This is a genomic window from Amycolatopsis sp., assembly GCF_036008905.1.
Taxonomy (GTDB): domain Bacteria; phylum Actinomycetota; class Actinomycetes; order Mycobacteriales; family Pseudonocardiaceae; genus Amycolatopsis.
Genome location: NZ_DASYMU010000236.1, coordinates 1 through 25,425 on the forward strand (window position 1 = coordinate 1; position 25,425 = coordinate 25,425).

Consider the following 25,425-nt stretch of genomic DNA (forward strand, 5'->3'; position numbering starts at 1 on the left):
GTGCAGGGCATACGCTCCGTCGAGACCTACCGTCGTTTGTGACATCTGCATCACACCCGCGGGCTGGAAGCCGTTGTCCGGCACGGTGTTCCACTCATAACCGAGGGTCCCAGGCTGGAAAGTGTACTTGGCTCCGGCCGCCAGGTTCGCGACCGCGGTGTTTCGCCACAGTCGCGTCTTACCAAAGGCCGAGGGCACCTCTAGCGAGTCATTGCGATGTCCGTTGACGGTGAAGATGTTGCCCAGCAAGGAATTTTCCGGCCTGCCACCGTCCTGCGGCGGACTGTACCTGGGGTCACGCCAGGTGCCGGTCCAGGTGTTCGTCCCGTCGTTCTGGGTGCCCTTGGTCTCCTTGTAGCAGACGACCGTGCGCCAGTCCGTGGACGTGCCGCTGGCGGTGCTCGGTTCCCATTTGGTCTTCCAGAAGATTTCGTTGCCGGTCATGAACGCCATGTGTACCCCGGCGTCGCGGGCGGCTTCGACGTTGTTGCGTTGTTCCGAAGACCAGTACTCGTCGTGTCCGACGGCCAGGAACACCTTGTGGTTCTTGATCAGATTTCCGCGCCGGGCCGAGTCGGCGTCAGTGGTGTAACTCATGTCATACCCATTGCGCTCCATGAATTTGAGCATCGGGTACTCGGCGTTGAAGACGAAGTCTTCGGGACCGTCCCCGCCGGTGAACGGCCGGTTGTAGCTGACCTTGTACGCCTGGCCTCCTTGGCCGGGGCCGTCACCGAAATAGAGACTGTTGCCGCCATAGCGGTTGTAGGCCGCCCAGGTGGAGTCGGAAGTCTGGAACAGGATCTTCGAGTTGCTGGCGTCGTCGCGCACGATGAAGACGATCTCGTGCTCGATCCACTTCTCGGAAGCGTTGGGATCGTTGGGGTCGTTGCCGGCGGCGAGGTCGTCGTCGTGCAGTTTTGCGTAGTACACGCCGGAAACCGCTGTCGGGGGTACCGTCCAACTGACGGATACTGCCCAGTTTCCGCAGTCGATCAGTGCCGTCGCGGCGTCGCGGAGGCACTCGGGCTGGTTCTGGGGCTGGGTGCGGTACACGGTGCCCATGTAGCGGGCGCCTTTATTCTGGTAGTAACCGAGCCGGTAGATGTCAATGTGATACTTCTTGGCCGCGGTGCGGATCTTGAAGTCGACCTGCGAGCCTGGCGTAGTGCTGATGTCGGTCGTGAAACCGACGATGGCTTCGTCTTTCGACTGCACCTTCCAGTCGTCTGAACCCGGCTGGAGGTTCTCGCACGCAACCTTGTTCACCACCGGTGCGTCACAGGGCGCCGCTAAGGCGGCGGGCGGGTTGAAGCCGCCGATCACGACAAAGGAAGCGGCCACCATCGCTATGACCACGAAGAGCCGTGACAGGCGGTTCACGAAGAGCAGCGATACCCGCACCGGCTGGACCGACATAATACTCCACCTTTGTCCGCGACCCTGGGTGATGAACCGGCCACTGCTACAAGCGGCGGCACCCGTTGCTCCGAACGTCGATTCGAGGGCGCCGGACGTTACCCATTAAGGTCACAGGTAGGTTTCGGTCTATTGCAAAGGAAAGAAACCATCCTTCGCTAGTGCTATTTGGGTGAATCTGTACTTGTTAGCCAAAAATAGACTCGGCGCCGAGTGGGAAATTCGGTGCCAAATCTGTGTTTTTTCTGTGCTTTTGGTAACAGTGCTTATCGCGAAATGACCGTTGAGTGCTTAATGTGTCGCGGCGTGTAACGCGTCGACGACCTCGTCCTGTTCCTGCTCGGTCAGCCCCACGAAATGCGGCAGCAGTAGGTGGTTTTCCGCAGCCTTCGCCGACTCGGGCAATTCCGGGGCGTTCGTATCGAAATATGCGGGCTGGAGATGACAAGCGGTGATACGGCGGGTGGCCACCCCGCGTTCCGCCATCGCCGTCATGACCTCCAGCTGGGTGTGGCGGGTCAGTCGGATCGAGTAGGACTGGTAGACGTGGCCGTAGCCCGCTGGTTCATACGGTGTAGTAACGGCGTCGTTGCCGGCCAGCAGTTCGTTGTACCGTGCGGCCAGTGCCCGGCGGGTGGAGACGACGTGGTCGAGTTTGCCTAGCTGCACGATGCCGACCGCGGCTTGGATGTCGGTCATCTTGTAGTTGAAGCCGATTTCGTCGTAGCTCTCCTGGATCACTGCCGTGGTGGTGTGCCTGGTCAAGGTGGACACTGATGCCGCGTTCGCACGCAGTGCCTTCATTCTCTTGGCAAGTACCTCGTCGTTCGTGGTGATCACACCACCCTCACCGGTGGTGAGGATCTTGCGCGCGTCGAAGCTGAAGCACGTCACGTCGCTGATCGCGCCGAGCGGGACGCCGTCGAGTGTCGCTCCGAACGCAGGAGCCGCGTCTTCGACGAGATGCAGTCCGTGTGCTGCCGCGATCTTGCGGAGCGCGGTGAGATCTGCGGGCAGGCCGATCTGGCTGGCCGGCATGATCGCCCTGGTGCGTGAGGTGATCAGCGTTTCGACGTGTGCAGGGTCGATGTTGTAGGTGAGCGGATCGATGTCCGCGAAGACAGGGGTGGCACCGGTATACCTGATGGAGTTCGGTGTCGCGATGAAGGTGAACGACGGGCAGATGACTTCGTCACCGGGGCCGATGTCGAGTGCCGCCAACGCCAGGTGCAGCGCGGTGGTGCAGCTGTTGACCGAGACCCCGTAGCCTGCGCCCACCTTGGCGGCGACGAGTTCTTCGAACTTGGCGGCGCGAGGACCGACCGACAGCCAACCGGACTTGACGGCCTCGGCGGCGGCGTCGGCTTCTTCTTGGCCGACGTACAGACGGGTGATGGGAATCAAGACTGCGCTCCTGCCAGTTCGGCCTGGGTCCACGCGACTAGCTCGGTGAGCCCCTGCTTCAGCGAAACTTCAGCCTCGAAGCCGAAGGCGTCCTTCGCCCGCGATGTGGCCGCGAGCCGCCGCGGGACGGCGTTGACCTTTCGCTCCGGGCCATGCTCCGGGTGCAGATCCGAACCCATGACATCGAGGAGCGCGTCGGCCAAACCCAGCAGGCTGGTCTCCTCGCCTGAGGCGATGTTGAAGACATCGTCGCTCACGTCACTCTTGGCGGCGAGGATGTTCGCCCGTGCGATGTCCACGCTATAGATGAAGTCCATCGTCTGCTTGCCGTCGCCGAGGATCAGCGGCGGCTGCCCTGCGGCTATGCGTTCCATCCAGCGCACCAGTACCTCGGTGTACACGCCGTAAACGTCCATTCGCGGGCCGTAGACATTGAAGTACCGCAGCGCGACGTAGTCGAGGCCGTACATCTCGTTAAAACTGCGGAGCAGGCCCTCATTGAAGACCTTCGCGGCGCCGTAAAGGGTGCGGTTCGCGTATGGATGATGCTTTTCCGTGGTCGGAAACTCTTCGGCCAGGCCGTAGACCGAGGCGGATGACGCCGCAACGACCTTCTTGACCTTTGCGTTCACTGCGGCTTCGAGCACGTTGAAGGTGCCGGTGGACAGGACGTCCAGTGCCAGCCGCGGCTCTTCCGCGCACTGGGTGATCCGGATCGCAGCCTGGTGGAACAGGAGGTCGATCCCGTCCATCGCGGCCGCGACGGTTTCGACATCCCGGATGTCGCCCTCGATCAGGCGGATCTTGCCCGCATTCAATGGTCCGGCCAGGTTCTCGACCCGGCCTCGCACGAGATTGTCTAGAACGACAATCTCGCCGACTTCCTCGTCGAGGAGCTGGTCGGCGATCGTGGAACCGATCAGGCCGGCCCCGCCGGTGATGAGTACGCGTGCGTCGCGGAGGTTCACGCTTTTTCTCCCTGGGTGAAAGCGGGGTTCTTCAGGTACTCGGCCAAACTCGGGTTTGCGCTGTCCTTTGCCGACAGAACCGGGTTTTGGATCGGCCACTCGACACCGACGTCCGGATCGTTCCAGGCGAGCAGGCCTTCGGTGCCTGCGGTATGGAAGCCAGTGGTCTTGTACTGGACTTCGGCGACGTCGGAAAGTACAGCGAACCCGTGCGCGAATTCCGGTCCCATCAGCAGCTGCGTCCGGTTTTCAGCGGTCAGTTCGATGCCAAACCACTTGCCGAATGTCGGCGATCCGACGCGTATGTCTACGACGACGTCGTAGACCGAGCCGACCGTACAGCGAATCAATCGGTGCTGCGGTGCGTCCGAGTTCTGGAAGTGGAATCCCCGCAGCACGCCCTTGCTGGAGCGGGAATGGTTGTCCTGAACGAAGTTCAGCGAGAGGCCGTGCTTTTCCCAGCGCCTCGCGTTGTAACTCTCGAAGAAGAACCCACGCTCGTCGGAGAACCATTCGGGCTGGATCACCAGTATCCCGTCAAGCTCCGTCGGCTTCACCGTCATGTCCATGCCGACATCCTTGCTGGTTTCGCTGGTCTCGAGAACGGCGGTCACGCCACCGCCTCCTGTGCTTGCACTGCTACGAAAGATCCACCGTTGGCGAGGCTTTCCGATGCGGCTTCGAGCGTGGCGAGCACGCGAAGTCCGGATCGGCCGTCGGTGAGTGGGGCCCGCTTTTCCGAGATCGATGCCGAGAACTCTGCCATGACAGCGCGCAGAGCCTCCCGTTCGGGCAAAGCCGGTGCGACGGTGTCGCCGGTGCGATAGGAGACGATGGCCTGCTTACGCGCTTCGGCTCCAAGATCGACCGCGTCGGTCCGCTCGACCCCGCGGTCGTGGACTGACAGTCGCTGGACGATATTGAGATCATCCCAGACCACGGTCTTGCTGGAACCGCCGATCACCATCGTGCGGATTTTAGTGGGGGACAGCCAGTTCACGTGGACATGGGCCATCACGCCGTCGGAAAGTCGCAGAGTGAGGTGTGCCACGCAAGCCCGACCGGCACCGATCGGATCGGATCCATGCGCGGCGACCTCCACCACGCGCACGTCGTCGGGGAGGATCGCGTCGAAGATCGACAGGTCGTGCGGGGCGAGGTCCCAAAGGACGTCGACGTCCGGCTGGACCAGGCCGAGGTTGATTCGCACCGAGTCGAGGTACTGGATGCTGCCGAGCTCACCGCTGCGGACCAGTTCGCGCAGGTGCTGTACCGCCGGGGTGTAGCAGAAGGTGTGGTCGAGCATCAGGGTCAGGCCCCGGCTTTCGGCGGCCTCGACCAGCTTCCGGCCATCGGAAAATGTGGCGGCCAGTGGCTTTTCCACCAGCACGTGCTTGCCGGCTTCGAGTGCGGCCATCGCCACGGGCAGGTGGGTCGCGGCCGGGGTGGCGATGGCCACAGCTTGCACCGCCGGGTCGGCGAGCACTTCGTCGAGCGAGCTGGACACTCGCACGGTCGAATAGCCACCGAGAACGTGATGCGCGCGTTCCGCGTCCAGATCGCAAAGATATTCAAGGCGCAGTCCTGGAGTCGCCTGCGCATTGCGAACCAGGTTTGGTCCCCAATAGCCGGCACCAATGACCGCGAGGCCGATGGGTTCCACGTCACTCCCCGTTTCCGCGGGCACGAACGGCCGCGACGTCCGTTGATTCGCTGTTCCCGGCGCGGCTGTTACACGAGACCTGGCCGTTACCGGGGTATTTCACCCGTGAACGGCCCGACCTCTGTGGCAAATTCGGACCGCGGTGGGCGGCGACGATGACGGGGAGAGCCTCGGCGTCCTAAAGTTCCGGTGTCTTACCCGTGGCTTGCAAGCGACCGGATGGCGTCGGTCTCGGCGGCGTGAATCTCTCGCAGCCGTGAGCTGAGGTCGGTGTACAACACACTGACCTCAGCGTCGGTGAAAGGCACTTCCGAGTCGTAGTGCGCGCGCAGGCGCCAAAGCTCCTTGCCCGCCTCCGCCGCGCCTTCCTGGGCGTCGTCTCCGCCCCACACGCCCTTCGACACCGTTGCCGTGAGCCCGCGGATCCACCCGAACTCCGGGGTGTCCGCGCTCAGCGCGACTTCGGCGAGCTCGTCCCATTTTCCCGCGATGGCGCGCCAATTCGTGGCCTGCTCACCGAGGTCCGGTTTCTCCAGCAACGCCGCGGCCTCGTCGAGGCCGTCCGCGAAGAGGCCACGCAGATGCCCGCCGGTCATCCCAGCCGGGGTCGCGTTCTCCCACACCGAAAGCAGCGCGCCGATCAGGCCGCGGCGCTCGGCGAACACCGTCGGCCAGCCCTTGGGATTGCGGTCGTCGGTGAGCCGTTTCGCCCAGCGGCTCCAAGCGGGCAGCGAAAACGACTCCGAGGGCTCGGAGAGTCGCCGCGCGCAGTCGGCCAGGCCTTCGCGCACGGCGTTCTCGAGATCCTTGACTTCGCCGGGCTTGATCGACACCAGCAGGTTCTTGTACGACCCGACCCGGGCGCGTGCCGCGTCGAAGGCCAACCTGTCGACGGTCAGCGGCGCCAGGTTGCGATCGTCGACGAAGATCTTGCCGTCTTCTTCGGCATAGGCGACGACGAAATGCCCGCCACCGCCCTCGAGCTTCTTCGGCAGGTGCCAGTATCCGAGCGGCTGGCGATCCGGCTGCACGATCACCGGGTTCCCGTCGGCGAGCTCGGCCGTCAGCCGTTTCGCCGCACCGCGTTTACCGCCGTTGGTGTGCACATCGGCTTTCAGGCCCAGCCTGTCCACAGTGGACTTGAGCCACGCCTGCGGATACTGCCACCGCGACCGGAAGCCGAGCCCCAGTGCCGAGGAGGCCTCCTGCGCGAACTCGAAGAGGATGTACCCCGCCCCGATGCCACCCGAGACCACGAACACCAGCGCTTCGCTCAGCGGCTCGTCGCCGGGTCCGTGGATTTCGTGGTGCGCAAGGACATTCGTGATGGCGGCGACGTCCGGCTGCTGTCCCCCGCGGAGCTGGTACGCGCTGTCCATGCCGCCATCCTGTCACATCAGAACGCCTCGGCTGCCGGGATGACGTCTTTGCCGATGCGCTCGATCACCTTGGTGTCCGGCACTCCGGGCACGTAGCCGATCGCCGCGTCGACGCCGAGTCCCGAAAGCCGGCGTAGCTCGTCGAGCAGTTCGCCGGTCTTCTCGCCGTCCGTGCCGATGTCGATGCCGTGGTACACCGTCTTCGTGATCTCGCTGTAGTCCCGGCCTTCGGTCTCGCAGTGCTGCTTGAGCACGTCGAGCTTGTGCGCCAATTCGGGGCTGTTGAACAGGTTGCACGCCTGGCCGTACTTCGCCACGAACCGCAGGGTCTTCTTCTCGCCACCGCCGCCGATCATGATCGGCGGGTGCGGCCGGGACAGCGCCTGCGGAACGTTGAGCAGCCGCTCGGCCCGCACGTGCTTTCCGGTGAAGGGACCGTCGTCTTCGGACCACATCTTCAGCACGTACTGCAGCGCGTCTTCGAGCAGTTCGAACCGCTCGGCCGTGCTGGGGAACGGGAAGCCGAGCCCGCGGGACTCCTCCTCGTTCCAGCCGGCCCCGACACCGAGGATCGCGCGGCCGCCCGAAAGCACGTCGAGCGTGGTGATCGCCTTGGCCAGCAGGCCGGGGTGCCGGTAAAGGACGCCGGTGATCACCGTCAGCAGCTTGGCGCGTTCGGTGTGCGCGGCGAGGTAGCCGAGCGTCGTGTACGCCTCGAGCATGTCGTGTTCGACCGGGCCGACTGCGCTGATCTGGAAGAAGTGGTCCATCACCGCGATGTACTCGAAACCGGCTTCGTCCGAAGCGTGCGCGACTTCGGCCAATTCCGCGCCAAGTTTCGCGGGTCCGTTGGGCCAGGTGAAAGAGGGAATCTGGATACCGAGTTTCATATTTTCGACGCTATACCCGGAGTTACTCCATCTGCCCAGTCTAAAAGTTCCGTACGAGGAAAATCTTGCCATGTAACGGATCGGTGACGTAGACGTCGTTGGCCCGCTGATCGGCGGCCACCGCGCCGGGGTTGATGCCGAGCGGGAGTTCGCCCGAAATCGTGCCGGTCTCCCCGTCGATCTTCACCAGCCCGTTCGGCCCGCCGTTGGTGTAGGCGACGTTCGTCGCCTCGCGGACCGCGACCGACGAAGCCTCGCTGCGCAGCAGGATCGTCTTGCGTTCGACCTTCGCCGGTCCGTCGAGAAGGGACATGTGGTGGATACCGGAGTTGGCGACGTAAACCGTGCCGGTGGCGAGCTGGACCGCGATGCCCGCGGGGTTGCGGCCCACGCCCGTGCTCCCGGTGAACTTCATCGCGGCGGTGTCGAAGAACTCCACGGTGTTCGTTTCCACACTGCTGAAGTACGCCAGCTTCCGGCCCGAGTCGACGGTGACGCCCGACAAATTCCGGGCGTTGCTCTGGACCAGCGCGATCAAGGTGGAGCTGATCCCGTCGAGCACGGCGACCTCGCCGGTGGACCGGCTGCCGACGTAGATGCGGTTCACGGCCGGGTCGACGTCGAGCACTGACGCGCCTGGCCCGGCGCTGATCACGTTGATCACCAGGTTGCTGGACCCGTCGACGACGGCCACCGTGCCGCCGTCGGGATTGGCCACGTAGATCCGGTTGGTCACCTCGTCGACGGCGATGTCGCTGGGGACCCCGCCCACCACGACGAGCGCGGTGATCTCACCGCTGCGGGAGTCGATCACCGACACGGTGCCCGTGGCGCCGTCGGCCACGTAGGCGGTGGCGGTGACGGAATTCACCGCCACCGAGGTCGGCTCACCGCCGACGTCGATGGTCACGACCTGCGGCGCCGCGACGGCGGGCGAGGCGGCCAGACCGGCTCCGAGCACGGCGGCCGCCAGCGGGATCAGGGCACGAACGGCCCACTTCGGGCGGGTCTGTCCAGGCACGCGCATGGGGCCTCGTCAAGGGTTGGTTATTCGCTCCTACCGGTCGTCTACCGTTCGACCCTAACCGTCCCAACGCGACCCGGCAGGAACTCCGCGTCCCCCGATCGCGTTGTTTCCAGTGGGTAACCGCAGGTAGCGCCGGTACCAACAGAAGAGGGGCGGGACAAGTGCACAGGCATCGCAACGGGCTGAAGACGGTGCTGCTTCTCGGCCTGCTCAGCGCGGCAATCGTCGCCATCAGTTCGATCTTCGGGCGCGGTGCGCTGGTCGTCGGGCTGGTGGTCGCGCTCGGTGTCAACGCGTATGCCTACTTCAACTCCGACAAGCTCGCGCTGCGGGCGATGCACGCGCGTCCGGTGTCGGTGGCCGAGCAGCCCGCGATGTACCGGATCGTGCGAGAACTGGCGACGACGGCCCGTCAGCCCATGCCGCGGCTCTACGTCAGCCCGACCCAGGCCCCGAACGCCTTCGCCACCGGGCGCAGCCCTCGTCACGCCGCGGTGTGCTGCACCGTCGGGATCCTCGGCATCCTGGACGAGCGTGAGCTGCGCGCGGTGCTCGGCCACGAGCTGTCCCATGTGTACAACCGGGACATTTTGATTTCGTGTGTGGCGGGGGCGCTGGCCAGCGCGATCGGCGTGGTCGCGATGATCGCGGGCCTGTTCGGCGGCAACAACCGCGAGGGCGGGAACCCCCTGGTCGCGTTGCTGGTGGTGCTCATCGGCCCGATCGCGGCCGGTGTGGTGAAGTTGGCTGTCAGCCGATCGCGTGAATATCAGGCCGACGCCTCCGGGGCGGAACTCACCGGGGACCCGCTCGGCCTCGCGTCGGCGTTGCGCAAGCTCGACGCGGGTACTCGTGCGGCGCCGCTCGCGCCGGAGCCGCAGCTGGTTTCGCAGGCGCACCTGATGATCGCCAACCCGTTCCGGCCGGGCGAGAACCTGTCGAAGATGTTCGCCACGCACCCGCCGATGGCCGATCGCATCCGCCGCCTCGAAGAAATGGCGCGCCGCTAAGTCCCCAGAACTCCAGAAGATGTCGACATATTCGGGAGTTTACATACACACCGTATGTATGTAACTTTGGAAGGGACTGGAGGAGGGCGTGATGGGCATGGCTTTGGGACAGGAGAAACGGGTCCGGCTACCGCAGGGGGAGGTGCGCTACTTCGAGCGCGGCACGGGCGAACCGGTGGTGTTCGTGCACGGGCTCTTGGTCAACGCCGAGCTGTGGCGATCGGTCGTCCCGGACGTCGCCGACGCGGGCTTTCGTTGTCTCGCCCCGGATTGGCCGCTCGGCTCGCACTCGACGCCGATGGCCCCGGACGCCGACCTCACCCCGCCAGGGCAGGCGAAACTGATCGCCGACTTCCTCGAAAAGCTGGACCTGCGTGACGTCACGCTCGTCGCGAACGACACCGGCGGCGCGCTGACGCAGATCGTGATGGCGTCGCGTCCCGAGCGCGTCGCGCGGGTCGTGCTCACGCCGTCCGACTGCTTCGAGTGCTTCTTCCCGCCGATGTTCGCCTACCTGCCCACGCTGGCGCGGATACCGGGCGCGATGCGGCTGCTGGCCGCCGCGATGCGGCCGCGGATCACGCACCGGCTGCCGATCACCTTCGGCCTGCTGAGCAAACGCCCGATCGCTCCCGAAGTCGTGGCGTCCTATCTGGACCCGGCGTGGCGGAGTGCTGAAATCCGCCGTGACCTGCGCAAGTTCCTCGTCGGCGTGCACAAGCGGCACACGCTGACAGCGGCGCGCGGGCTGCGTGACTTCGACAAGCCCGTCCTGCTGGCGTGGGCTCCCGAGGACAGGCTGTTCCGGATTTCGCTGGCCCACCGGCTCGCCGACGTGCTGCCCCGCGCGACGGTGGTCGAGATCCACGACTCGTACACGTTCGTCCCGGAAGACCAGCCTGCCGAGTTGGTGAAGCACATCATCGGGTTCGCGGGCGGCGTGGCAGATTAGGGGGCGATGCGACGCACCCAGGAAGACCGTTCGGCCACCACGAAGTCCAGATTGATGGCCGCGGCACGCGAACTGTTCTCCACGCGGGGTTACGCGGCCGTCCCCGCCGACGAGATCGTGCGCGCGGCCGGCGTCACCCGAGGTGCGCTCTACCACCACTACGGCGACAAACAGGGTCTTTTCCGCGCGGTGTTCGAGCAGGTCGAGCGTGAACTCACGCAAGAGGTCGAAGCCGCGATGGCGGGCGCGCCCGACACCGCGACAAGTCTGCTGCTGGCGCTCGGCGCGTTCCTGGACGCGTGCGGACGCCCGGAAGTCCGGCGGATCTCGCTGACCGACGCCCCCGCCGTGCTCGGCTGGGCGACCTGGCGCGAGCTCGACGCCCGCTACGGTCTTGGCCTCATCGTCCGGTCACTGAACCAGGCCGTCGACGAGGGAGTGCTGACGCCGCAACCGGTCGAGGTGCTCGCGCAGCTGGTGCTGAGCGCCGTCATCGAGGCCGCGCTGCTGATCGCGAACGCCGAAGACCCCGCGGCGGCGCGGGCGAACTGCGAGCAGGCGCTTGGGACTTGGCTGGCCGGGCTGCTGGCAGGCTAGGACGCCGGGCCCTTCCCGAAGTACGCCGTGCAGACGCCGTTGGTGTACTCGGTGGCGATCTCCAGCACGTTCTTGCCGTCGTCCACGGGCAGCAGCGAAGAGCTGTAGTTCGGGCAGTAGTTGTTGAAGACACCACTGATGTGTACCGGCGCGGGCAGCTCGTACCAGTCGCCGGAGCCGAAGTTGTCGTTCGCGAGCAGCACCTGCCCGTTCTGCGGCAGCGGGTCGCCGGTGGCGGTGGTGTAGATCTGCCCGACCATCAGGATCCGTGTCCCGTTGGCGCCGCCGGGAAACAACGCGATTGTCTGTGCGTGCTCGAAATGCGCGCCATTCGGCCCCTGCGCCCTGGTGCCGGGCTGGCTCGGGTCGCCCCAGTTCGCGCCGTCAGGGGAGATCTTGAAGTACGGGTCGCAGTAGCGCTCGGCGTAATTGCAGATCTCGTACGCGAGGTAGTAGCGGCCGTCGGGCAGTTTGCGGACGATCGGCATCCCGGGCCGCACCCGCGACGGCGACATCGCCAGCGTCGACTGCTTGGCGCCCCAGGTGATCCCGTCCGCCGACGCCACCCGGTTCATGACCTGGCTGTACTGCGGCGCTTCGCTCTCGTCGGCGTAATGCATCCAGAGCGTGCCGCCCGCGTCGACGTTGAACTCCGGCTCGTAGAGACCGTCGTGGTTGTGCGACCTGGCGGGCTCGGCGAGGAAACTCCAGCTGTGCCCGGCGTCCTTGCTGGCCCACACCCGGATCCCGACGCGGCGGCTGCTGCCCGCGTCCGTCCGGTAACTAGCCGCCCACAGCAACGTCCCCGCCCGCAACCGGCCGACGCGCTGCGGCAACTCGTACAGCGTGCCGCAGCACAGCCCGCCCGCGCCCTCGGGATCACGGATCACACTGATCTGGCGGAAACTCGCGCCCTCGTCCGTGCTTTCCAGCACCGGCGCGATCTTCCCGCTCCCGTCCGCCGACGTCACCGCCGCCAGGATCCGCCCCCGCGCTCCCGGCGTGTGCTCGAGCCGGATGAGCCGGGGATACGCGGCGAACCCGGGCATCAACCGCTGCCGCTCGGCACCCTGCGCGGATACCGGGACGAGCAGAGCCGCGGTCAGCGCCAGCGACAAGACGAGCACAAGCCTTTTGCCGAGACGACGCATACGGACCTTCCTCGTGGTGATCGGGCGATCACACCACGAGGCGAACGAGCCAACAGAGCAGTTGGGCGCGATTACAATCGATCGAGTGACTGAGTTGTCCGTCGGATGAACTCGCGACGCGGGTTCGTGCGCAGTACTTATGCAGGACGGCGCGGCTTCGATGCCGCCTCAGCGATAGTTCGTGAACTGAAGCGCGATCTCGAAGTCGTGCCCCCGCAGCAACGCGATGACGTCCTGCAGGTGGTCTTTCTTCTTCGCCGAAACCCGCAGCTGGTCGCCCTGGATCTGTGCCTGCACACCCTTGGGTCCCTCATCGCGGACGCACTTCGCGATCTGCTTGGCCTTCTCGGACGTGATGCCCTGCACGATCTTGCCCGTGAGCTTGTAGATCTTCCCCGACAGCGCGGGCTCGTCGGCCTCGAACGCCTTCAAGGAGATGCTGCGCTTGATCAGCTTCTCCTTGAACACCTCCACCGCCGCCAGCGCCCGCTCCTCGGTCTCCGACTCGATGAGGATGCCTTCCTCGCCGGACCAGTCGATCTTGGTCCCGGTCCCGCGGAAGTCGAACCTGGTGCCCAGCTCCTTGGAAGCCTGGTTCAGCGCGTTGTCCACCTCCTGGCGGTCGACCTTGCTCACCACGTCGAAAGACGGATCGGCCACGTTACGTCACACCTCGTACTCATACTCGCCGGTTGGGGCCTCAACCCTAACCCTGTTGACCGGCCCCCCGCGGCGTTAGGTAGTCTTTCAGTCGGCCGGTTCGCCCGGTCTTGGCGAGTTGCCCGAGCGGCCAAAGGGATCTGGCTGTAAACCAGACGGCTTAGCCTACGGGGGTTCGAATCCCTCACTCGCCACACCACGTAAACGCCCCGCTGACCTGCACTCGCAGACCAGCGGGGCGTTTTTCGTCACCGCACAATCGCCGCAGACCAGCAGGGCGTTTTCGTCGACCAGCCCTGGGCGTCAGCGGCCGCGAAAACCGTCGGCGTCAGGATCCCAGGTAGCGGAGGACGGCGAGCACTCGTTTGCTGTAGCCGGCGACCCCGGCCAGTTCCAGCTTGTCGAAGATCGCGTTCACGTGCTTCTCCACCGCACTCGACGACACATGCAGCAGCCCGGCGATCCCGGCGTTTGTGTGACCCTCCGCCATCTTCTCCAGCACCTCCCGCTCCCGCCCGGTCAGCCGCGACAGCGGGTCCGCGTGCGAAGTCCGTGCCAGCAGCCGCCGCACCACCTCGGGATCAAAAGCCGCCCCGCCCGCCGCGACCCGGTTCAGTGCGTCGAGGAACTCACCGACCTGCACGACCCGGTCCTTCAGCAGGTAGCCCACGTGCCCGGCGTCCCCGGTGATCAGTTCGGTCGCGTACCGCTTCTCCACGTACTGCGAGAGCACCAGCACCCCGATCCGCGGCCACTTCCGCCGGATTTCCAGCGCCGCCCGCAGGCCTTCGTCGGTGTGTGTCGGCGGCATCCGGACGTCTGTGACGACGACGTCGGGCTGGTAGGCGGCGGTTGTCGAGAGCAGCGCGCTGCCGTCTCCGACAGCGGCGACGACGTCGTGACCTTCTTCGGCGAGCAGCCGGACGAGGCCTTCGCGCAGGAGTGTCGAGTCTTCGGCGAGGATCACGCGCACGGGAGCACCGCCGTGACCGTCGTCGGGCCGCCGGGTGGACTGTCCACAGTGAACTCCCCGTCCGCGGCCGCGACCCGCCGGGAGAGGCCGGACAGGCCACCGCCCGAAAGCTGAGCGCCGCCGGTGCCGTCGTCGGAGATCCGGATGACCACCGAGCCCGAAGCAAGCTCGACATCGATGGTGAGCGAAGAAGCCTGAGCGTGCTTGATGGTGTTCGTGACGGCTTCGGACGCCACGAAATACGCGACGGTTTCGACCGCCACCTCGGGCCGGGCAGCCAAGCCGTACCGCAGGACCACCGGCACGTTCGAGCGTTCGGCGAGGGCTTCCAGCGCGGTGTGCAGGCCGCCTTCGTCCAATGCGATCGGGTAGACCCGCCAGGTGACTTCCCTCAGGTCCTGCAGGGCTTCCTGCGCTGCCTCATGCGCTTGCCGGAGCAGGTTCGCCGAGTGGTCGACGTCGTTCGTGCGCCGCGCGCGGCCGAGCAGCATGCCGAGGGCCACCAGGCGTTGCTGGACACCGTCGTGCAGGTCGCGTTCGATGCGGCGGCGTTCGTCGTTGACGGCTTCGACCATTTCCGCGCGGCTCACCGACAGGGCGGTTACCCTGCGCCGCAACAATTCCTGTGGGCTGGGGCCCAAAAAGCGCTGCGCCAGTTTGCGATCCAGCGTCGCGACGCTGGACAAGCCTTGCAGGCAAAGGAAAACGAGCAGCACGCCGAACAGGGCGATGCCGATCGGGTCGTACCACTCCATCGGTTCGCCACCGCCACCCGCGGGCTGTCCCGAAGCGACCTGGACACCGATGATCACGCCCGTCACCGCGCCGTAGCCGATGAGCAGCAGGATCCCGGCGCCGAGCAGCCCGACGACACAGCGCACGGTCAGGTAGTCGAACGCGCGCCTGCCGGTGTAATCGGTGGCGTTTCCGCTGCTCAGCCAGCGCTCCAGGCGTCGGCGTTCCAGCTCCGACAGCGTGAGCGCACCGGCGAAGACCCGGGGCCGCGCGGCCGGGACGAGCAGGGCCAGGCCGCCGAGCAGGACGTACGCGAGTTCGGCGAAAGCGGTGGCGGCGCCCAGCGCGAGTCCGGCGGTCTCGCGCAGCCAACGGATCATCGTCTCGGGCATAACACCAGGTTAATGGGGCACCTCACGGAAGGTACTGCGGCTTTCCGCAGGGCGGCGGGTGTCTTGCCTCATGGTCCGGAACTTCGGCCGTTCATAGGTTCGTTGTATCCGAAGACGACCATGAAAGGCCGCCATGAACCTGTACCTAGCCCAGACACAAACCGAACCGATGGGAGGACTGGCCGGATGGGCTGTCGGGCTGATGGACTCGCTCGGCGGCCTCGGCGCCGCGGTGATCGTCGGGCTGGACAACCTGTTCCCGCCGATCCCGAGCGAACTCGTCCTGCCACTGGCCGGATTCTCCGCGAGCCAGGGCACGTTCAGCCTGATGAGCGCGCTGGCCTGGACCACACTGGGCTCGGTGGCCGGCGCGGTGATCGTCTACTTCCTCGGCCTGTGGCTCGGCCGCGAACGCACCCGCGCGCTGATGGCGAAGATCCCGCTCGTGAAGACATCCGACTTCGACCGCACGGAAGCGTGGTTCACCAAGTACGGCACCAAAGCCGTGTTCTTCGGCCGGATGGTGCCGCTGTTCCGGAGCCTGATCTCGCTCCCGGCGGGCATCGAGCGGATGCCGTTCTGGAAGTTCCTTTCGCTGACCACACTGGGCAGCCTGATCTGGAACAGCGTGTTCGTGGGGGCGGGTTACCTGCTTGGCGACAACTGGCACATCGTCGGTGACTACGCCAGCCTGTTCCAGTACGTCGTGCTGGGCTTGGTCGCTGTCGCCGTCATCGCGTTCGTGGTAACCCGCCTCCGCTCGAAAACTAACTCCGGAACGGGCCGGTGACCTCGTAGGTGATGCCGCCGCTCGACGAGCCGGACGTCCCGCGCTGCGACGAGAAGTACAGCCGGTTCCCGGCAGGGGTGAAGGCGGGCCCGGTGATCTCCGACGCGCTTTGCCCGCTCAGCCGCAGGAACGGCGCGACGATGTCGTTCGGCGTGATGATGCAGATCTCCATGTTGCCACCGTCCTCGGCGACGTAGAGATCACCGGACGCGGTGCCCGTGACGTTGTCCACCCCGCTCAGAGGCGCGGTTCCCGGGCTGACCAGCGAGTCGTCGTAGGCCAGCTCGTAGGTGCTGTTCGCGAGGTTCAGCTGCCACACGCGGTTGTCACCCTTGGTGGTGAACCAGGCGGTGTCGTTGGCGTAGTGGAGGCCTTCGCCGCCGTTGAACCGCTTCGCGCCGGACACCTGGTTGCGCGTCGCCGTCGGCGAGCCGTCGGGGTCCGGCACAGTGGCCCAGGTGAAGCTGCCTGACGTCGCCGTGCCGGCCCTCAACACCTGCAGCGTGCCGGACTCGAGGTTGCCCCAGGTGGTCGGGACGAAGCGGTACAGGCAGCCGTCGGTGACGTCTTCGGTGAGGTAGATGGCTTTCCGCACCGGGTCGGCGGCGGTCGCCTCGTGCTTGAAGCGACCCATGGCCGGACGCTGGATCGCGGCCGACGCCGGGCCGAGCGGGTCGCATTCGTAGACGAAACCGCGGTCGACTTCCTCGCAGGACAGCCATTTCTTCCACGGCATCGCGCCGCCGGCGCAGTTCTGCCTGGTGTTGCTCAGAATCCGGTAGGCGGCGGTGATCGCTCCGGCCGAGCTGAACTTGATCGCGCTGACGCCGCCGCCGGGGTCGATTTCCGAGTTGGAGACGTAGATCCAGCCGGTCCCGTCGGCGAACACCGCACCGCCGTCCGGGGCGCTGTGCCAGGTGTAACCGGTGCTCGCGACCTGCTGGCCGGAGCGTGCGACGATCCGGCTGGTGAAGCCGGACGGCAGCAGGACGCCGTTGGCATCAGCGGGTTGCAGCGCGCCGTACGGGCTCGGGCCGTTTTGCGCGGGCGCCGCCATCGCCGACGGCGTGAGGGTGTTGCCGAACGCGGTGACGCCGGCGCCGATCATGGCCGCGCGCAAGAAGTTCCTTCTGTCCACGAGATCCTCCGAATGCGGGGGGTGGTGGGAGCAGAACAGAGAGTACTCAGGACAGATCGCCCGTAACAGGCGCAAAAATGAACGTTCGGGCAACACCGGCAGGTAACGCCCACGCGCCTGTTCCGATTTAACGCTGTATGAGACCCAGTGGGTTTGCCGATCGGCGCGAACCGGTCCGTCGGCTCGTGCTCAACGGACTCATCTTCGTCACCGCGCTTGTCACCCTGGCGGGGCTGGCCGTCGCGGGAACCATGGTTTACGTCATCTGGTTCCGCGCCGCGCCGGTTGTCACCGCGGGAGAAGTTCTCGAGACGTTCAACGGCGACGGGTCGTACCTCGTCGAGTTCACCACTCCCGACGGCGAGCGCGAGGTGGCGGCGGTGGTCAAACCGGCCGTTCCCCAGCGCAGGCCCGGTGACCACGTGCAGGTCAGTTACGTTCCGCCGCTCGGGGACATCGTCAAAGACGACCAGGAGATGACAGTGGCGAATTCACCACTGCTCATCTCCTGGCCGCTACTGGCGATGCTGCTCGGGTCGAGCGGTTTCTACTACGTCAGAAAGCTTTCGAAGCGACCGGGCCGTGAGCGGCTAGAGGTTTCCTAGCCGCTCACGGCCGTCGGTCACGCGGCCTGCGCCACCGGGGCGTTCGCCGGGGCCAGCGCGATGTCCAGCACCTCACGGACGTTCGACACCGCGTGCACGTCGAGCTGCGAGAGCACCTCGGCGGGCACGTCGTCGAGATCCGGCTCGTTCCGCTTCGGGATGACAACGGTCTTCATCCCGGCGCGGTGCGCGGCGAGCAGCTTCTGCTTCACGCCACCGATCGGCAGGACCCGCCCGGTCAGCGAGACCTCACCGGTCATCGCGACGTCCGCGCGGACGACCCGCCCGGACAGCAGCGACGCGAGCGCCGTGGTCATCGTGACCCCGGCCGACGGCCCGTCCTTCGGGATGCCACCGGCGGGCACGTGCACGTGGATCCCGCGATCCTTCAGGTCACCGACCGGCAGTTCCAGTTCGGCACCGTGCGAACGCAGGTAGGAGAGCGCGATCTGCACGGACTCCTTCATGACCTCGCCCAGCTGACCGGTCAGGGTCAGCCCGGTCGCGCCGGACTCCGGGTCCGCCAGCGACGCCTCGATGTAGAGGACGTCACCACCGGCGCCGGTCACCGCGAGACCCGTTGCCACGCCGGGGATCGACGTCCGCTGGGTCGACGCGGGCAGCGAGGACTCCGGCAGGTGCCGTGGCCGGCCGAGGTAGTCGTCGAGGTCGGCCGCGTCCACCGTCACCGGCAATTCGGCCTGCTCCATCGCGACCTTCGTGGCGACCTTGCGGAGCACCTTCGCGATGGTCCGGTTGGTGTCACGCACCCCGGCTTCACGGGTGTACTCACCGGCGATGCGGGTCAGCGCGGCGTCGGTCACCGTGACGTCGTCGACGCCCAGGCCCGCCCGCTCCAGCTCGCGGGGGAGCAGGTGGTCGCGGCCGATGGTCACCTTTTCGTGCTCGGTGTATCCGTCGAGGGTGACGAGCTCCATCCGGTCCAGCAGCGGGCCGGGGATGGTGTCGAGCGCGTTGGCCGTCGCGAGGAACACGACGTCCGACAGGTCCAGCTCGACCTCGAGGTAGTGGTCGCGGAACGTGTGGTTCTGCTCCGGGTCCAGCACCTCCAGCAGCGCGGCCGTCGGGTCGCCGCGGTAGTCCGCGCCCACCTTGTCGACCTCGTCGAGCAGCACGACCGGGTTCATCGAGCCCGCGTCCTTGATGGCCCGCACGATCCGGCCCGGCAGCGCGCCGACGTAGGTACGCCGGTGCCCGCGGATCTCGGCTTCGTCGCGGACGCCACCGAGGGCGACGCGGACGAACTCGCGGCCCATCGCCTTCGCGACGGACGCGCCGAGCGAGGTCTTACCGACACCCGGAGGCCCGACCAACGCCAGCACAGCGCCCACCCGTCGCCCACCACCACCCTCAACGGAGCTGCGCGCTGTACCGGATTCCACGCCGCCACCGACCTGGCCCTGATCGCGCTCCGCGCGGCGCTTGCGCACGGCCAAGTACTCGATGATCCGTTCCTTGACGTCATCAAGGCCCGTGTGGTCGGCGTCCAGCACCGCCCGCGCGCCCGAGATGTCGTAGCTGTCCTCGGTGCGGTTGCTCCACGGCATGTCGAGGACGGTGTCCAGCCAGGTGCGGATCCAGCCGCCCTCGGGGGACTGCTCGGAGGTCCGCTCCAGCTTGTCGACCTCGGCCAGCGCGGCCTTGCGGACGTTGTCCGGCAGGTCGGCCGCCTCGACGCGGGCCCGGTAGTCGTCGTCCTCGGCGCTGCTCGGGTCCAGTTCGTTGAGTTCCTTGCGGATCGCTTCGAGCTGGCGGCGCAGCAGGAACTCCTTCTGCTGCTTCTCCATGCCCTCGGCGACGTCCTTGCGGATGGTGTCGCTGACCTCTTGTTCCGCGATGTGCTCGCGGGTCCACTCGAGGGCCTTCTCGAGCCGCGTCGCCACGTCGAGCGTGGTCAGCAGCTCGAGCTTCTGCTCGGTGTTCAGGTAAGGCGCGTTGCCTGCCAGGTCGGCGATCGACGAGGCGTCTTCGACCTGCTGCACCGCGTCGATCATCTGCCAGCCCCCGCGTTGCTGCAGGGTGGAGATGACCATGGACTTGTACTCCCCGGCGAGCTTCTGCGCGCGCTCGTCGGAGATTTCGGGGGCCTCATCGGCGTGGACCCAGCGGGCCGCGCCCGGGCCGTCCGCCATCCGGCCGACGGCCGCGCGACCGGTGCCGCGCAGCAGGACGGCCGACTTGCCACCGGGCACGCGCCCGATGCGCTCGACGGTCGCGATGGTGCCCAGTTCGGCGTACTCACCGTCGACGCGGCTGACGATCAGCACCTCGGCCTTGCCCGCCGACGTCGACCGGATGCCGGGGAAGGAAGCCGTGCTCGGCGCCTTGGCCTGCGCGGATTCCACCGCCGCCCGGGTCTCGCTGTCGGAAAGGTCGAGTGGGACGACCATGCCGGGCAGCACGACGTCGTCATCCAAGGGGAGTACGGGTAGGAGGCGGGTTTCGCTCATCAGTGCGCTCCTTCAAGGTTGAGTGCATCTAGCTCAACTCTCCGAAGGGCGGGTTTGTTTCCGGAAGGGTGTTCGCTGGTAGCGAGCATCTCCAGGGAATATTTACGGCTTCTTACCCACGCCACACCACGCGAACGGGCTCGCCTTGATCTCCGGTTCGGTCGCCTCGTGGTCGGGGTGCCACTCGTGCAGGCGGACCAGGCCCGGATCGACCATTTCCCAGCCCTCGAACCACGGCGTGATCTCGGCGCGGGTTCGCAGCCAGGCCGGGTTGCTCGTGTTCTTGTACGCGGCGACGAAGCGCTGGACATCGGCCGCGCCTTCCTCCGGAGCGTCCTCGCAGCAGACGTGCGACAGCGCTAGCCAGCTGCCCGGTACGACATGCGACTTGTACGCCTCGACGATCTTGGCCGGGTCGTCGTCGGGTCCGATGAAATGCAGCACCGACACGATCAGCACACAGACGGGCTCGTCGAAGTCGAGCAGACGCTCGGTTTCCTCGTCACGGAAGATGGCCCGCGGGTCGCGGAGGTCACGCTGCACCAGGCCGGCCCAGTCGGTGGCTTCGTCACGCTCGAGAATCAGCGTGGAATGCGCGGCGGCGACCGGCTCGTAGTCGACGTAAACGACTGTCGCGTTTTCGCCCTCCGGCAGGCGCCGCTTGATGATCTCGTGCACGTTGCCGACCGTCGGCACGCCGGAACCGAGGTCGAGGAACTGGCGGATCCCCGCGTCCAGCGCGGCCTCCACCACCCGGTTCATCCAGGCCCGGTTGTGCCGCGCGATCGGTTTGATCAACGGCCACAGCTGTTCGGCCTTCCGGCCGAATTCCCGGTCCACTGCCCAGTTCTGGTCCCCGCCGAGGTACCAGTCGTAGATACGTGCCGCGGACGGCTTTTCGGTGTCGACTCCCGCCGGGGCGATCGGCGCGGCGCCTTCGATTTGGGCCATTTGTGAAGAGTATCGCCGAGTGAGTTCCGATTACCAGGACTACTGACGGACGGCGGGACGTCGCTGCCAGTATGTCCACAATGGACGGTAGCCCTGCGCGTACCAGAACGGCGTGGACAGCGGATTCGCCAGCGCGTGGTGCAGCAGGACGACATCCGCGCCCGCGTCGTCGAACACCTGGTGCGCGTGTCCGGCGAGCGCGGTGCCGACACCGGACGAGCGGGCCGCCCCGGCCACGGCCAGCGACGACAGATAGCCGACGCGCTTCGCGGTCGTGTAAGGCTCGATCCAGCCTGCCTGTCCCGGCAGCTGCACCTGGACCATGCCGAGCGGCTCTCCGTACAGCTCGGCGATCCAGACCGTCGGCTCGTCGGCTTCGAGCAGTTCCTTCAGTTCACGGGTGACGACGTCTTCGGCGTCCGGGCGCACCGAGGCCATGCCGAACTGCGCGTCGTAGCGCGTGAGCTCCAGCTGGAGGCGGACGGCTGTCGCCAGATCGTCGAGCTCGGCGGCGCGGATGCAGACCCCCGGCGTCGTCGCGGGCCCGGCCGCCATCCGCTCGGCCGGGCGCACCGCGATCCCGACCACCGGCGCGAAGCCGTGGGTCAGCAGCTCGGCCGAACCCGTCGCGTCCCGGCTCGGCCGCGCGATGACCGCCGCGGTTTCCGTGTCGCCATGATCGGCGACTTTCCCGAGATGTTCATCCCATCGGGTAAGAAGTTCATCCAACGCCGCTTCCGGTGCCGGACCGGCCAATCGGACGTCCAGCCGGTGCTGGACGCGGGCCTGCCACGCGGCCAGCCTCGAATCCGCGGCGACCTCGTCCCGGCGGGCCAATCCGGTGCCGACGGAGTCGCCGGAGACGACGGACAAGAGCTCCCCGTCGCCCTCCAAGCGCAAAACCGGCAGCTCAGGCAACAGCGGGTCCACTCCGGTGAGCCGGGAGGCGTGCTCCTCGGCGATCGCGTCGACATTCATAGGGGCAATTGAAAACCCTTCGCGGCATCCGCGCCAGGCCCCTACCACTCACCCCTGAGGAGGATGCTTAGAAGATTCGAGTCGGCTACCCGGTGCTACCGGCTTAACGCGAATAACGCGTCAGTTTCACCCTCTGGCCCATGGAGCTCGTCACGTCTGGCCCATTGTTAACCCTCGGGTGATCTCATACAGTCTCGAAAGGGACTCGAGTACGCCCTCCGGGGTAAGGCACCGTTTTGCCCTCGTTAGGAGGTCGCATGCCGGACTTGAACGGCAGACCTGAGGCCACCCCCGTGGTGGTGACAGGTCAACCGGCACAGCCGGGCAAGAGTGGAGCCGTTTCAGGCGGGGCGCGCACCGACGAACTGCGATTCCGCATCTACACCATCTTCGTCCTCACTTTCGGGGTGGTCACCGCCGCGGCCGTCGCGTCGTGGCTGCCCTTCGAGGGGTCGCCGAAGCTCTGGTGGATCGGCGCCGTGCTGGCGCTCGCGTTCCTGCTCGCCGAACAGCTCGGGATCAACGTCGACGTCCGCAGCGGTATCTCCTGGACCATCTCGTTCACCGAGATTCCGCTGGTCATCGGCTTCTTCGTGGCCCCGTTCGAGGTCGTGCTCGCCGCACACGTGGTCGCCGGGATCACCACCCTGCTCGCCCGCAAGGTCGCGGGCCGTGTCCTCTACAACGCCGGCGCCTTCCTGCTCGAGATCACCGGCGCGTTCGCCGTCGCCGGGCTGGTCAAGCAGCTGGTCGGTGGCGAAGGCATGCCTTGGGTCGCCGCACTCGCGGGAACACTGACCGCACCGCTGGTCAGCACGCTGCTCGCGCTCGCCGCCGTCCGCGTGCTGCGCCGCCGCATGCGTGTGAGCACCGCGTTGCGGCTCACCGGCCGCATCCTCGTGGTCGGCTTCGTGAACGCGTCGGTCGGTCTCTCCGGTTACCTGGTGATCTCCGGGACGCCCAAGGCGTGGCCGCTCGTACTCGCCGTCTTCCTCGGTCTCACCGCGCTGTACTGGGCGTACTCCGACCTGCTGCGCGAGCAACGGGACATGGAGGCGTTGTCCGACGTCAGCCTGATGGTCGCCCGCTCGGGGCAGCAGGCCGCCGCGAGGCCGGCCAGCCGCGCCGAAGACCTCGTCGGCTCCGTCGACGTCCGTGAATGGGCCACGATCGCCGAGCGCATCAAGGACCAGCTGTCGGCGGGCCGGGTGGTGTTGCGCCTCCGGCTTGAACCGAAGGACGCCATGCGCGTCGTCGTCGCCGGTGACCCCCTCCCGGTCGACGAAGTGGCCAACGACGACCCGCTGCTGCGCCTGCCCGGCGCGCACGTCCGGCACTTCCGCATCACCGAGGCCAACCCCGACGTCCGCGCCGCGCTGCTCGACCGCGGCGCCCAGGAAGCGCTCGTCGTCCCGCTGCGCAGCGCGAACCAGCTGCTCGGCGTCGTCGAGGCGCACGACAGGCTGTCCCGCTGGCGCGGTTTCGGCAAGTACGATGTCCAGCTCCTCGGCACCATGGCCAGCCACCTCGCGACGTCGCTCGACAACCGGCGCCTGCTCGCGACCCTGCGCCACGACGCCTATCACGACCCGCTGACCGGCTTGCTCAACCGGCAAGGCTTCCGGCAGGTCGCCCGCGAACCGCTGCGGGAACGCGCCAACTGCGTCGTCCTGCGAGTGGATCTCGACGTGTTCTCCACAGTCAGCGACGCGCTCGGCTACACCTGGGCGGACCGCATGGTCGTCGCCGCCGGCCAGCGCATTCGTGACGCGCTCGGCGAGGAAGTGCCGCTCGCCAGGCTCGAAGGCGCGTCCTTCGCCGCGATGCTGATCGATTGCCCGCCGGAGTTCGCCCACGAAGCCGCCGAACGCCTGCGGCTGGAACTTTCCCAGCCGTACCCGGTGGACAGGCTCGCCGTCGAAGCCAATGCGATGGTCGGTTACGCGACGCCCATCCCGGAGGACAACGGCGAACCGGTCGACATCGACGGCCTGCTTCAGCGCGCCGACGTCGCCGTGCGGGCCACCCGTGGCGGCGAAGAGGTCCGCGGTTACGTGCCGAGCATGGGCCAGATCTTCATGCGCCGCTTCCAGATGGTCACGCAGTTCCGGCAGTCGCTCGAAGACGGCCAGGTCAGCGTGCACTACCAGCCGAAGATCTCACTGCCGAACCGGCAGGTCGCCGGGGTCGAGGCGCTGGTGCGCTGGCAGCACCCGGAGTTCGGCAAGCTCAGCCCGGACGAGTTCGTCCCGGCGATCGAGGCCGCGGGGCTCATCGGGGTGCTGACCGAGTTCGTGCTCGAGCAGTCGCTGATCCGCGTCCGCAAGTGGCTCGACGAAGGCCTGCGGATCTCCGCCGCGGTGAACATCTCGGTGCGCAACCTCGCCGACGAGGAGTTCCCCTCACAGGTCGCCGCGGCGCTGGACCGCTTCGGTGTGCCGCCTGAGCTCGTCACCTTCGAGCTCACCGAGTCCGGTGTGATGTCCGACCCGCAGAAGGCGCTGCCGATCCTGCGCGAGCTGCACGCGCTCGGCGTCGTGCTCGCGGTGGACGACTTTGGCACCGGGTACTCGTCGCTGGCGTACCTGCGGCAGCTGCCGGTCGACCAGGTCAAGATCGACAAGAGTTTCGTGCTCGGGATGGGCACCGATCTCGGCGATCTGGCCGTGGTGCGCTCCATCGTCGAACTCGGGCACTCGCTCGGCCTCACGGTCGTCGCCGAGGGCGTCGAGGAAGATGTCGCGCGGGATCAACTCGAGGCGATGGGCTGCGATGTGGCCCAGGGCTATTTGATCTCCCGGCCGCTGCCCGAAGATCGCTTGGAGGCATGGCTCCAAGCGCGGACGGCTCGCTCGCTCGGACGGCACCAGGAGACCGTCTTGACCCTTCTGAGCTGAGGTTTTCCGTTAGGGGACCCCGGTTTCAGAGCGTCTTCAGCCTCTGTGTAATCTCTTAGAGGCTTGAAGTTGAGCAACGCCCCTTTAGCTCAGTCGGTAGAGCGTTTCCATGGTAAGGAAAAGGTCTACGGTTCGATTCCGTAAAGGGGCTCGGTGATACAAGCCGCGACACTGAACAGTGTCGCGGCTTGGGTCATGTAAGGCGGTGTAGCTCAGCTGGTAGAGCAAACGACTCATAATCGTTGTGTCGCCGGTTCAAGTCCGGCCATCGCTACGCGAGTGGGCGAGCACTGCTTGCGGTGAGCGCAAGCCGGTCTCGCTCCGCAGTTACACCGGGGGTCGAACCCCCGGACCCCCGCCAGGGGGCAAGCCCCC

General features: G+C 66.6%; 22 protein-coding genes and 3 tRNA genes. 9 read left to right on the forward strand and 16 right to left on the reverse strand.

The features are described from left to right. The 8 genes from VGP60_RS37660 to VGP60_RS37695 form a co-directional block, all read right to left on the reverse strand. Positions 1-1,326: N,N-dimethylformamidase beta subunit family domain-containing protein (locus tag VGP60_RS37660; RefSeq protein ID WP_327552994.1), on the reverse strand; the 1,326-nt coding region annotated here is incomplete at its 3' end. 384 nt (positions 1,327-1,710) lie between these two features. Beyond that, entirely contained in the window at positions 1,711-2,823 is a 1,113-nt protein-coding gene (locus VGP60_RS37665) for a DegT/DnrJ/EryC1/StrS family aminotransferase (RefSeq protein ID WP_327552995.1), read from the reverse strand. Then, the gene (locus VGP60_RS37670) at positions 2,820-3,791 is read right to left on the reverse strand and encodes an SDR family NAD(P)-dependent oxidoreductase (RefSeq protein WP_327552996.1); all 972 of its coding nucleotides are present in this window, start codon (positions 3,789-3,791) and stop codon (positions 2,820-2,822) included. Before VGP60_RS37670 ends, VGP60_RS37665 begins: the two co-directional genes overlap by 4 nt. Next, the gene (gene rfbC, locus VGP60_RS37675; RefSeq protein WP_327552997.1) at positions 3,788-4,405 is read right to left on the reverse strand and encodes a dTDP-4-dehydrorhamnose 3,5-epimerase; all 618 of its coding nucleotides are present in this window, start codon (positions 4,403-4,405) and stop codon (positions 3,788-3,790) included. The genes VGP60_RS37670 and rfbC overlap by 4 nt, the downstream gene beginning before the upstream one ends. After that, complete coding sequence (locus VGP60_RS37680) at positions 4,402-5,478, reverse strand: Gfo/Idh/MocA family oxidoreductase (RefSeq protein ID WP_327552998.1); 1,077 nt, start codon at positions 5,476-5,478, stop codon at positions 4,402-4,404. The genes rfbC and VGP60_RS37680 overlap by 4 nt, the downstream gene beginning before the upstream one ends. Positions 5,479-5,648: 170 nt before the next feature. Beyond that, the gene (locus VGP60_RS37685; protein WP_327552999.1) at positions 5,649-6,833 is read right to left on the reverse strand and encodes a BtrH N-terminal domain-containing protein; all 1,185 of its coding nucleotides are present in this window, start codon (positions 6,831-6,833) and stop codon (positions 5,649-5,651) included. Positions 6,834-6,850: 17 nt separating this feature from the next. Then, positions 6,851-7,723, reverse strand: coding sequence for an LLM class F420-dependent oxidoreductase (locus VGP60_RS37690; protein ID WP_327553000.1), 873 nt, complete (start codon positions 7,721-7,723; stop codon positions 6,851-6,853). 40 nt (positions 7,724-7,763) lie between these two features. Continuing rightward, a complete protein-coding gene (locus VGP60_RS37695; RefSeq protein ID WP_327553001.1) occupies positions 7,764-8,750 on the reverse strand; it encodes a YncE family protein in 987 nt (328 codons plus the stop codon). A 161-nt stretch (positions 8,751-8,911) separates the two neighbouring features. Here VGP60_RS37695 and htpX point away from each other — a divergent pair, with 161 nt between their 5' ends. The 3 genes from htpX (at position 8,912) to VGP60_RS37710 (ending at position 11,309) form a co-directional block, all read left to right on the forward strand. Continuing rightward, complete coding sequence (gene htpX / locus VGP60_RS37700) at positions 8,912-9,760, forward strand: zinc metalloprotease HtpX (protein WP_327553002.1); 849 nt, start codon at positions 8,912-8,914, stop codon at positions 9,758-9,760. Positions 9,761-9,851: 91 nt separating this feature from the next. Beyond that, positions 9,852-10,712, forward strand: a complete 861-nt coding sequence (locus VGP60_RS37705) for an alpha/beta fold hydrolase (RefSeq protein ID WP_414640466.1) — start codon at positions 9,852-9,854, stop codon at positions 10,710-10,712. A 6-nt stretch (positions 10,713-10,718) separates the two neighbouring features. Next, positions 10,719-11,309, forward strand: coding sequence for a TetR/AcrR family transcriptional regulator (locus VGP60_RS37710; RefSeq protein WP_327553003.1), 591 nt, complete (start codon positions 10,719-10,721; stop codon positions 11,307-11,309). On the opposite strand, the gene VGP60_RS37715 is transcribed toward VGP60_RS37710, so the two are convergent. Together VGP60_RS37715 and VGP60_RS37720 are read right to left on the reverse strand one after the other, a co-directional pair. Further along, positions 11,306-12,460 (reverse strand): sialidase family protein, encoded by a 1,155-nt coding sequence (locus VGP60_RS37715; protein ID WP_327553004.1) that lies wholly within the window; start codon positions 12,458-12,460, stop codon positions 11,306-11,308. The two genes, VGP60_RS37710 and VGP60_RS37715, sit on opposite strands and share 4 nt — an antisense overlap. 168 nt (positions 12,461-12,628) lie before the next feature. Next, positions 12,629-13,120 (reverse strand): YajQ family cyclic di-GMP-binding protein, encoded by a 492-nt coding sequence (locus tag VGP60_RS37720; RefSeq protein ID WP_327553005.1) that lies wholly within the window; start codon positions 13,118-13,120, stop codon positions 12,629-12,631. A gap of 112 nt (positions 13,121-13,232) precedes the next feature. Between VGP60_RS37720 and VGP60_RS37725 the strand changes: the two genes are divergently transcribed. Next, positions 13,233-13,314, forward strand: a tRNA-Tyr gene (locus VGP60_RS37725). Positions 13,315-13,448: 134 nt separating this feature from the next. On the opposite strand, the gene VGP60_RS37730 is transcribed toward VGP60_RS37725, so the two are convergent. Together VGP60_RS37730 and VGP60_RS37735 are read right to left on the reverse strand one after the other, a co-directional pair. After that, the gene (locus tag VGP60_RS37730) at positions 13,449-14,093 is read right to left on the reverse strand and encodes a response regulator transcription factor (RefSeq protein ID WP_327553006.1); all 645 of its coding nucleotides are present in this window, start codon (positions 14,091-14,093) and stop codon (positions 13,449-13,451) included. Further along, entirely contained in the window at positions 14,084-15,220 is a 1,137-nt protein-coding gene (locus VGP60_RS37735; RefSeq protein ID WP_327553007.1) for a sensor histidine kinase, read from the reverse strand. Before VGP60_RS37735 ends, VGP60_RS37730 begins: the two co-directional genes overlap by 10 nt. 133 nt (positions 15,221-15,353) lie before the next feature. Between VGP60_RS37735 and VGP60_RS37740 the strand changes: the two genes are divergently transcribed. After that, entirely contained in the window at positions 15,354-16,010 is a 657-nt protein-coding gene (locus tag VGP60_RS37740) for a DedA family protein (protein ID WP_327553008.1), read from the forward strand. Here VGP60_RS37740 and VGP60_RS37745 read toward each other — a convergent pair. Further along, complete coding sequence (locus VGP60_RS37745) at positions 15,988-17,148, reverse strand: alkaline phosphatase PhoX (protein WP_327553009.1); 1,161 nt, start codon at positions 17,146-17,148, stop codon at positions 15,988-15,990. The two genes, VGP60_RS37740 and VGP60_RS37745, sit on opposite strands and share 23 nt — an antisense overlap. A gap of 185 nt (positions 17,149-17,333) precedes the next feature. On the opposite strand from VGP60_RS37745, the gene VGP60_RS37750 reads away from it, so the two are divergent. Next, complete coding sequence (locus VGP60_RS37750) at positions 17,334-17,753, forward strand: hypothetical protein (RefSeq protein WP_327553010.1); 420 nt, start codon at positions 17,334-17,336, stop codon at positions 17,751-17,753. A gap of 17 nt (positions 17,754-17,770) precedes the next feature. Here the strand turns inward: VGP60_RS37750 and lon are convergent, their stop codons facing one another. From lon to VGP60_RS37765, 3 genes are all read right to left on the reverse strand, one after another. Continuing rightward, positions 17,771-20,224 carry an endopeptidase La gene (lon, locus tag VGP60_RS37755; RefSeq protein ID WP_327553011.1) on the reverse strand — a complete coding sequence of 818 codons (2,454 nt, stop codon included), beginning with the start codon at positions 20,222-20,224 and terminating at the stop codon, positions 17,771-17,773. Positions 20,225-20,326: 102 nt separating this feature from the next. After that, positions 20,327-21,175 carry an SAM-dependent methyltransferase gene (locus VGP60_RS37760; RefSeq protein ID WP_327553012.1) on the reverse strand — a complete coding sequence of 283 codons (849 nt, stop codon included), beginning with the start codon at positions 21,173-21,175 and terminating at the stop codon, positions 20,327-20,329. Positions 21,176-21,214: 39 nt separating this feature from the next. Beyond that, positions 21,215-22,153: a GNAT family N-acetyltransferase gene (locus VGP60_RS37765; RefSeq protein ID WP_327553013.1), complete on the reverse strand. Its 939-nt coding sequence runs from the start codon at positions 22,151-22,153 to the stop codon at positions 21,215-21,217. A 257-nt stretch (positions 22,154-22,410) separates the two neighbouring features. Here VGP60_RS37765 and VGP60_RS37770 point away from each other — a divergent pair, with 257 nt between their 5' ends. The 3 genes from VGP60_RS37770 (at position 22,411) to VGP60_RS37780 (ending at position 25,324) form a co-directional block, all read left to right on the forward strand. Further along, the gene (locus VGP60_RS37770; RefSeq protein WP_327553014.1) at positions 22,411-25,050 is read left to right on the forward strand and encodes a putative bifunctional diguanylate cyclase/phosphodiesterase; all 2,640 of its coding nucleotides are present in this window, start codon (positions 22,411-22,413) and stop codon (positions 25,048-25,050) included. Between the two features lie 78 nt (positions 25,051-25,128). After that, positions 25,129-25,201 (forward strand) — tRNA-Thr (locus VGP60_RS37775). 50 nt (positions 25,202-25,251) lie between these two features. After that, positions 25,252-25,324: transfer RNA gene (locus tag VGP60_RS37780), tRNA-Met, on the forward strand. Positions 25,325-25,425: the final 101 nt, after the last annotated feature.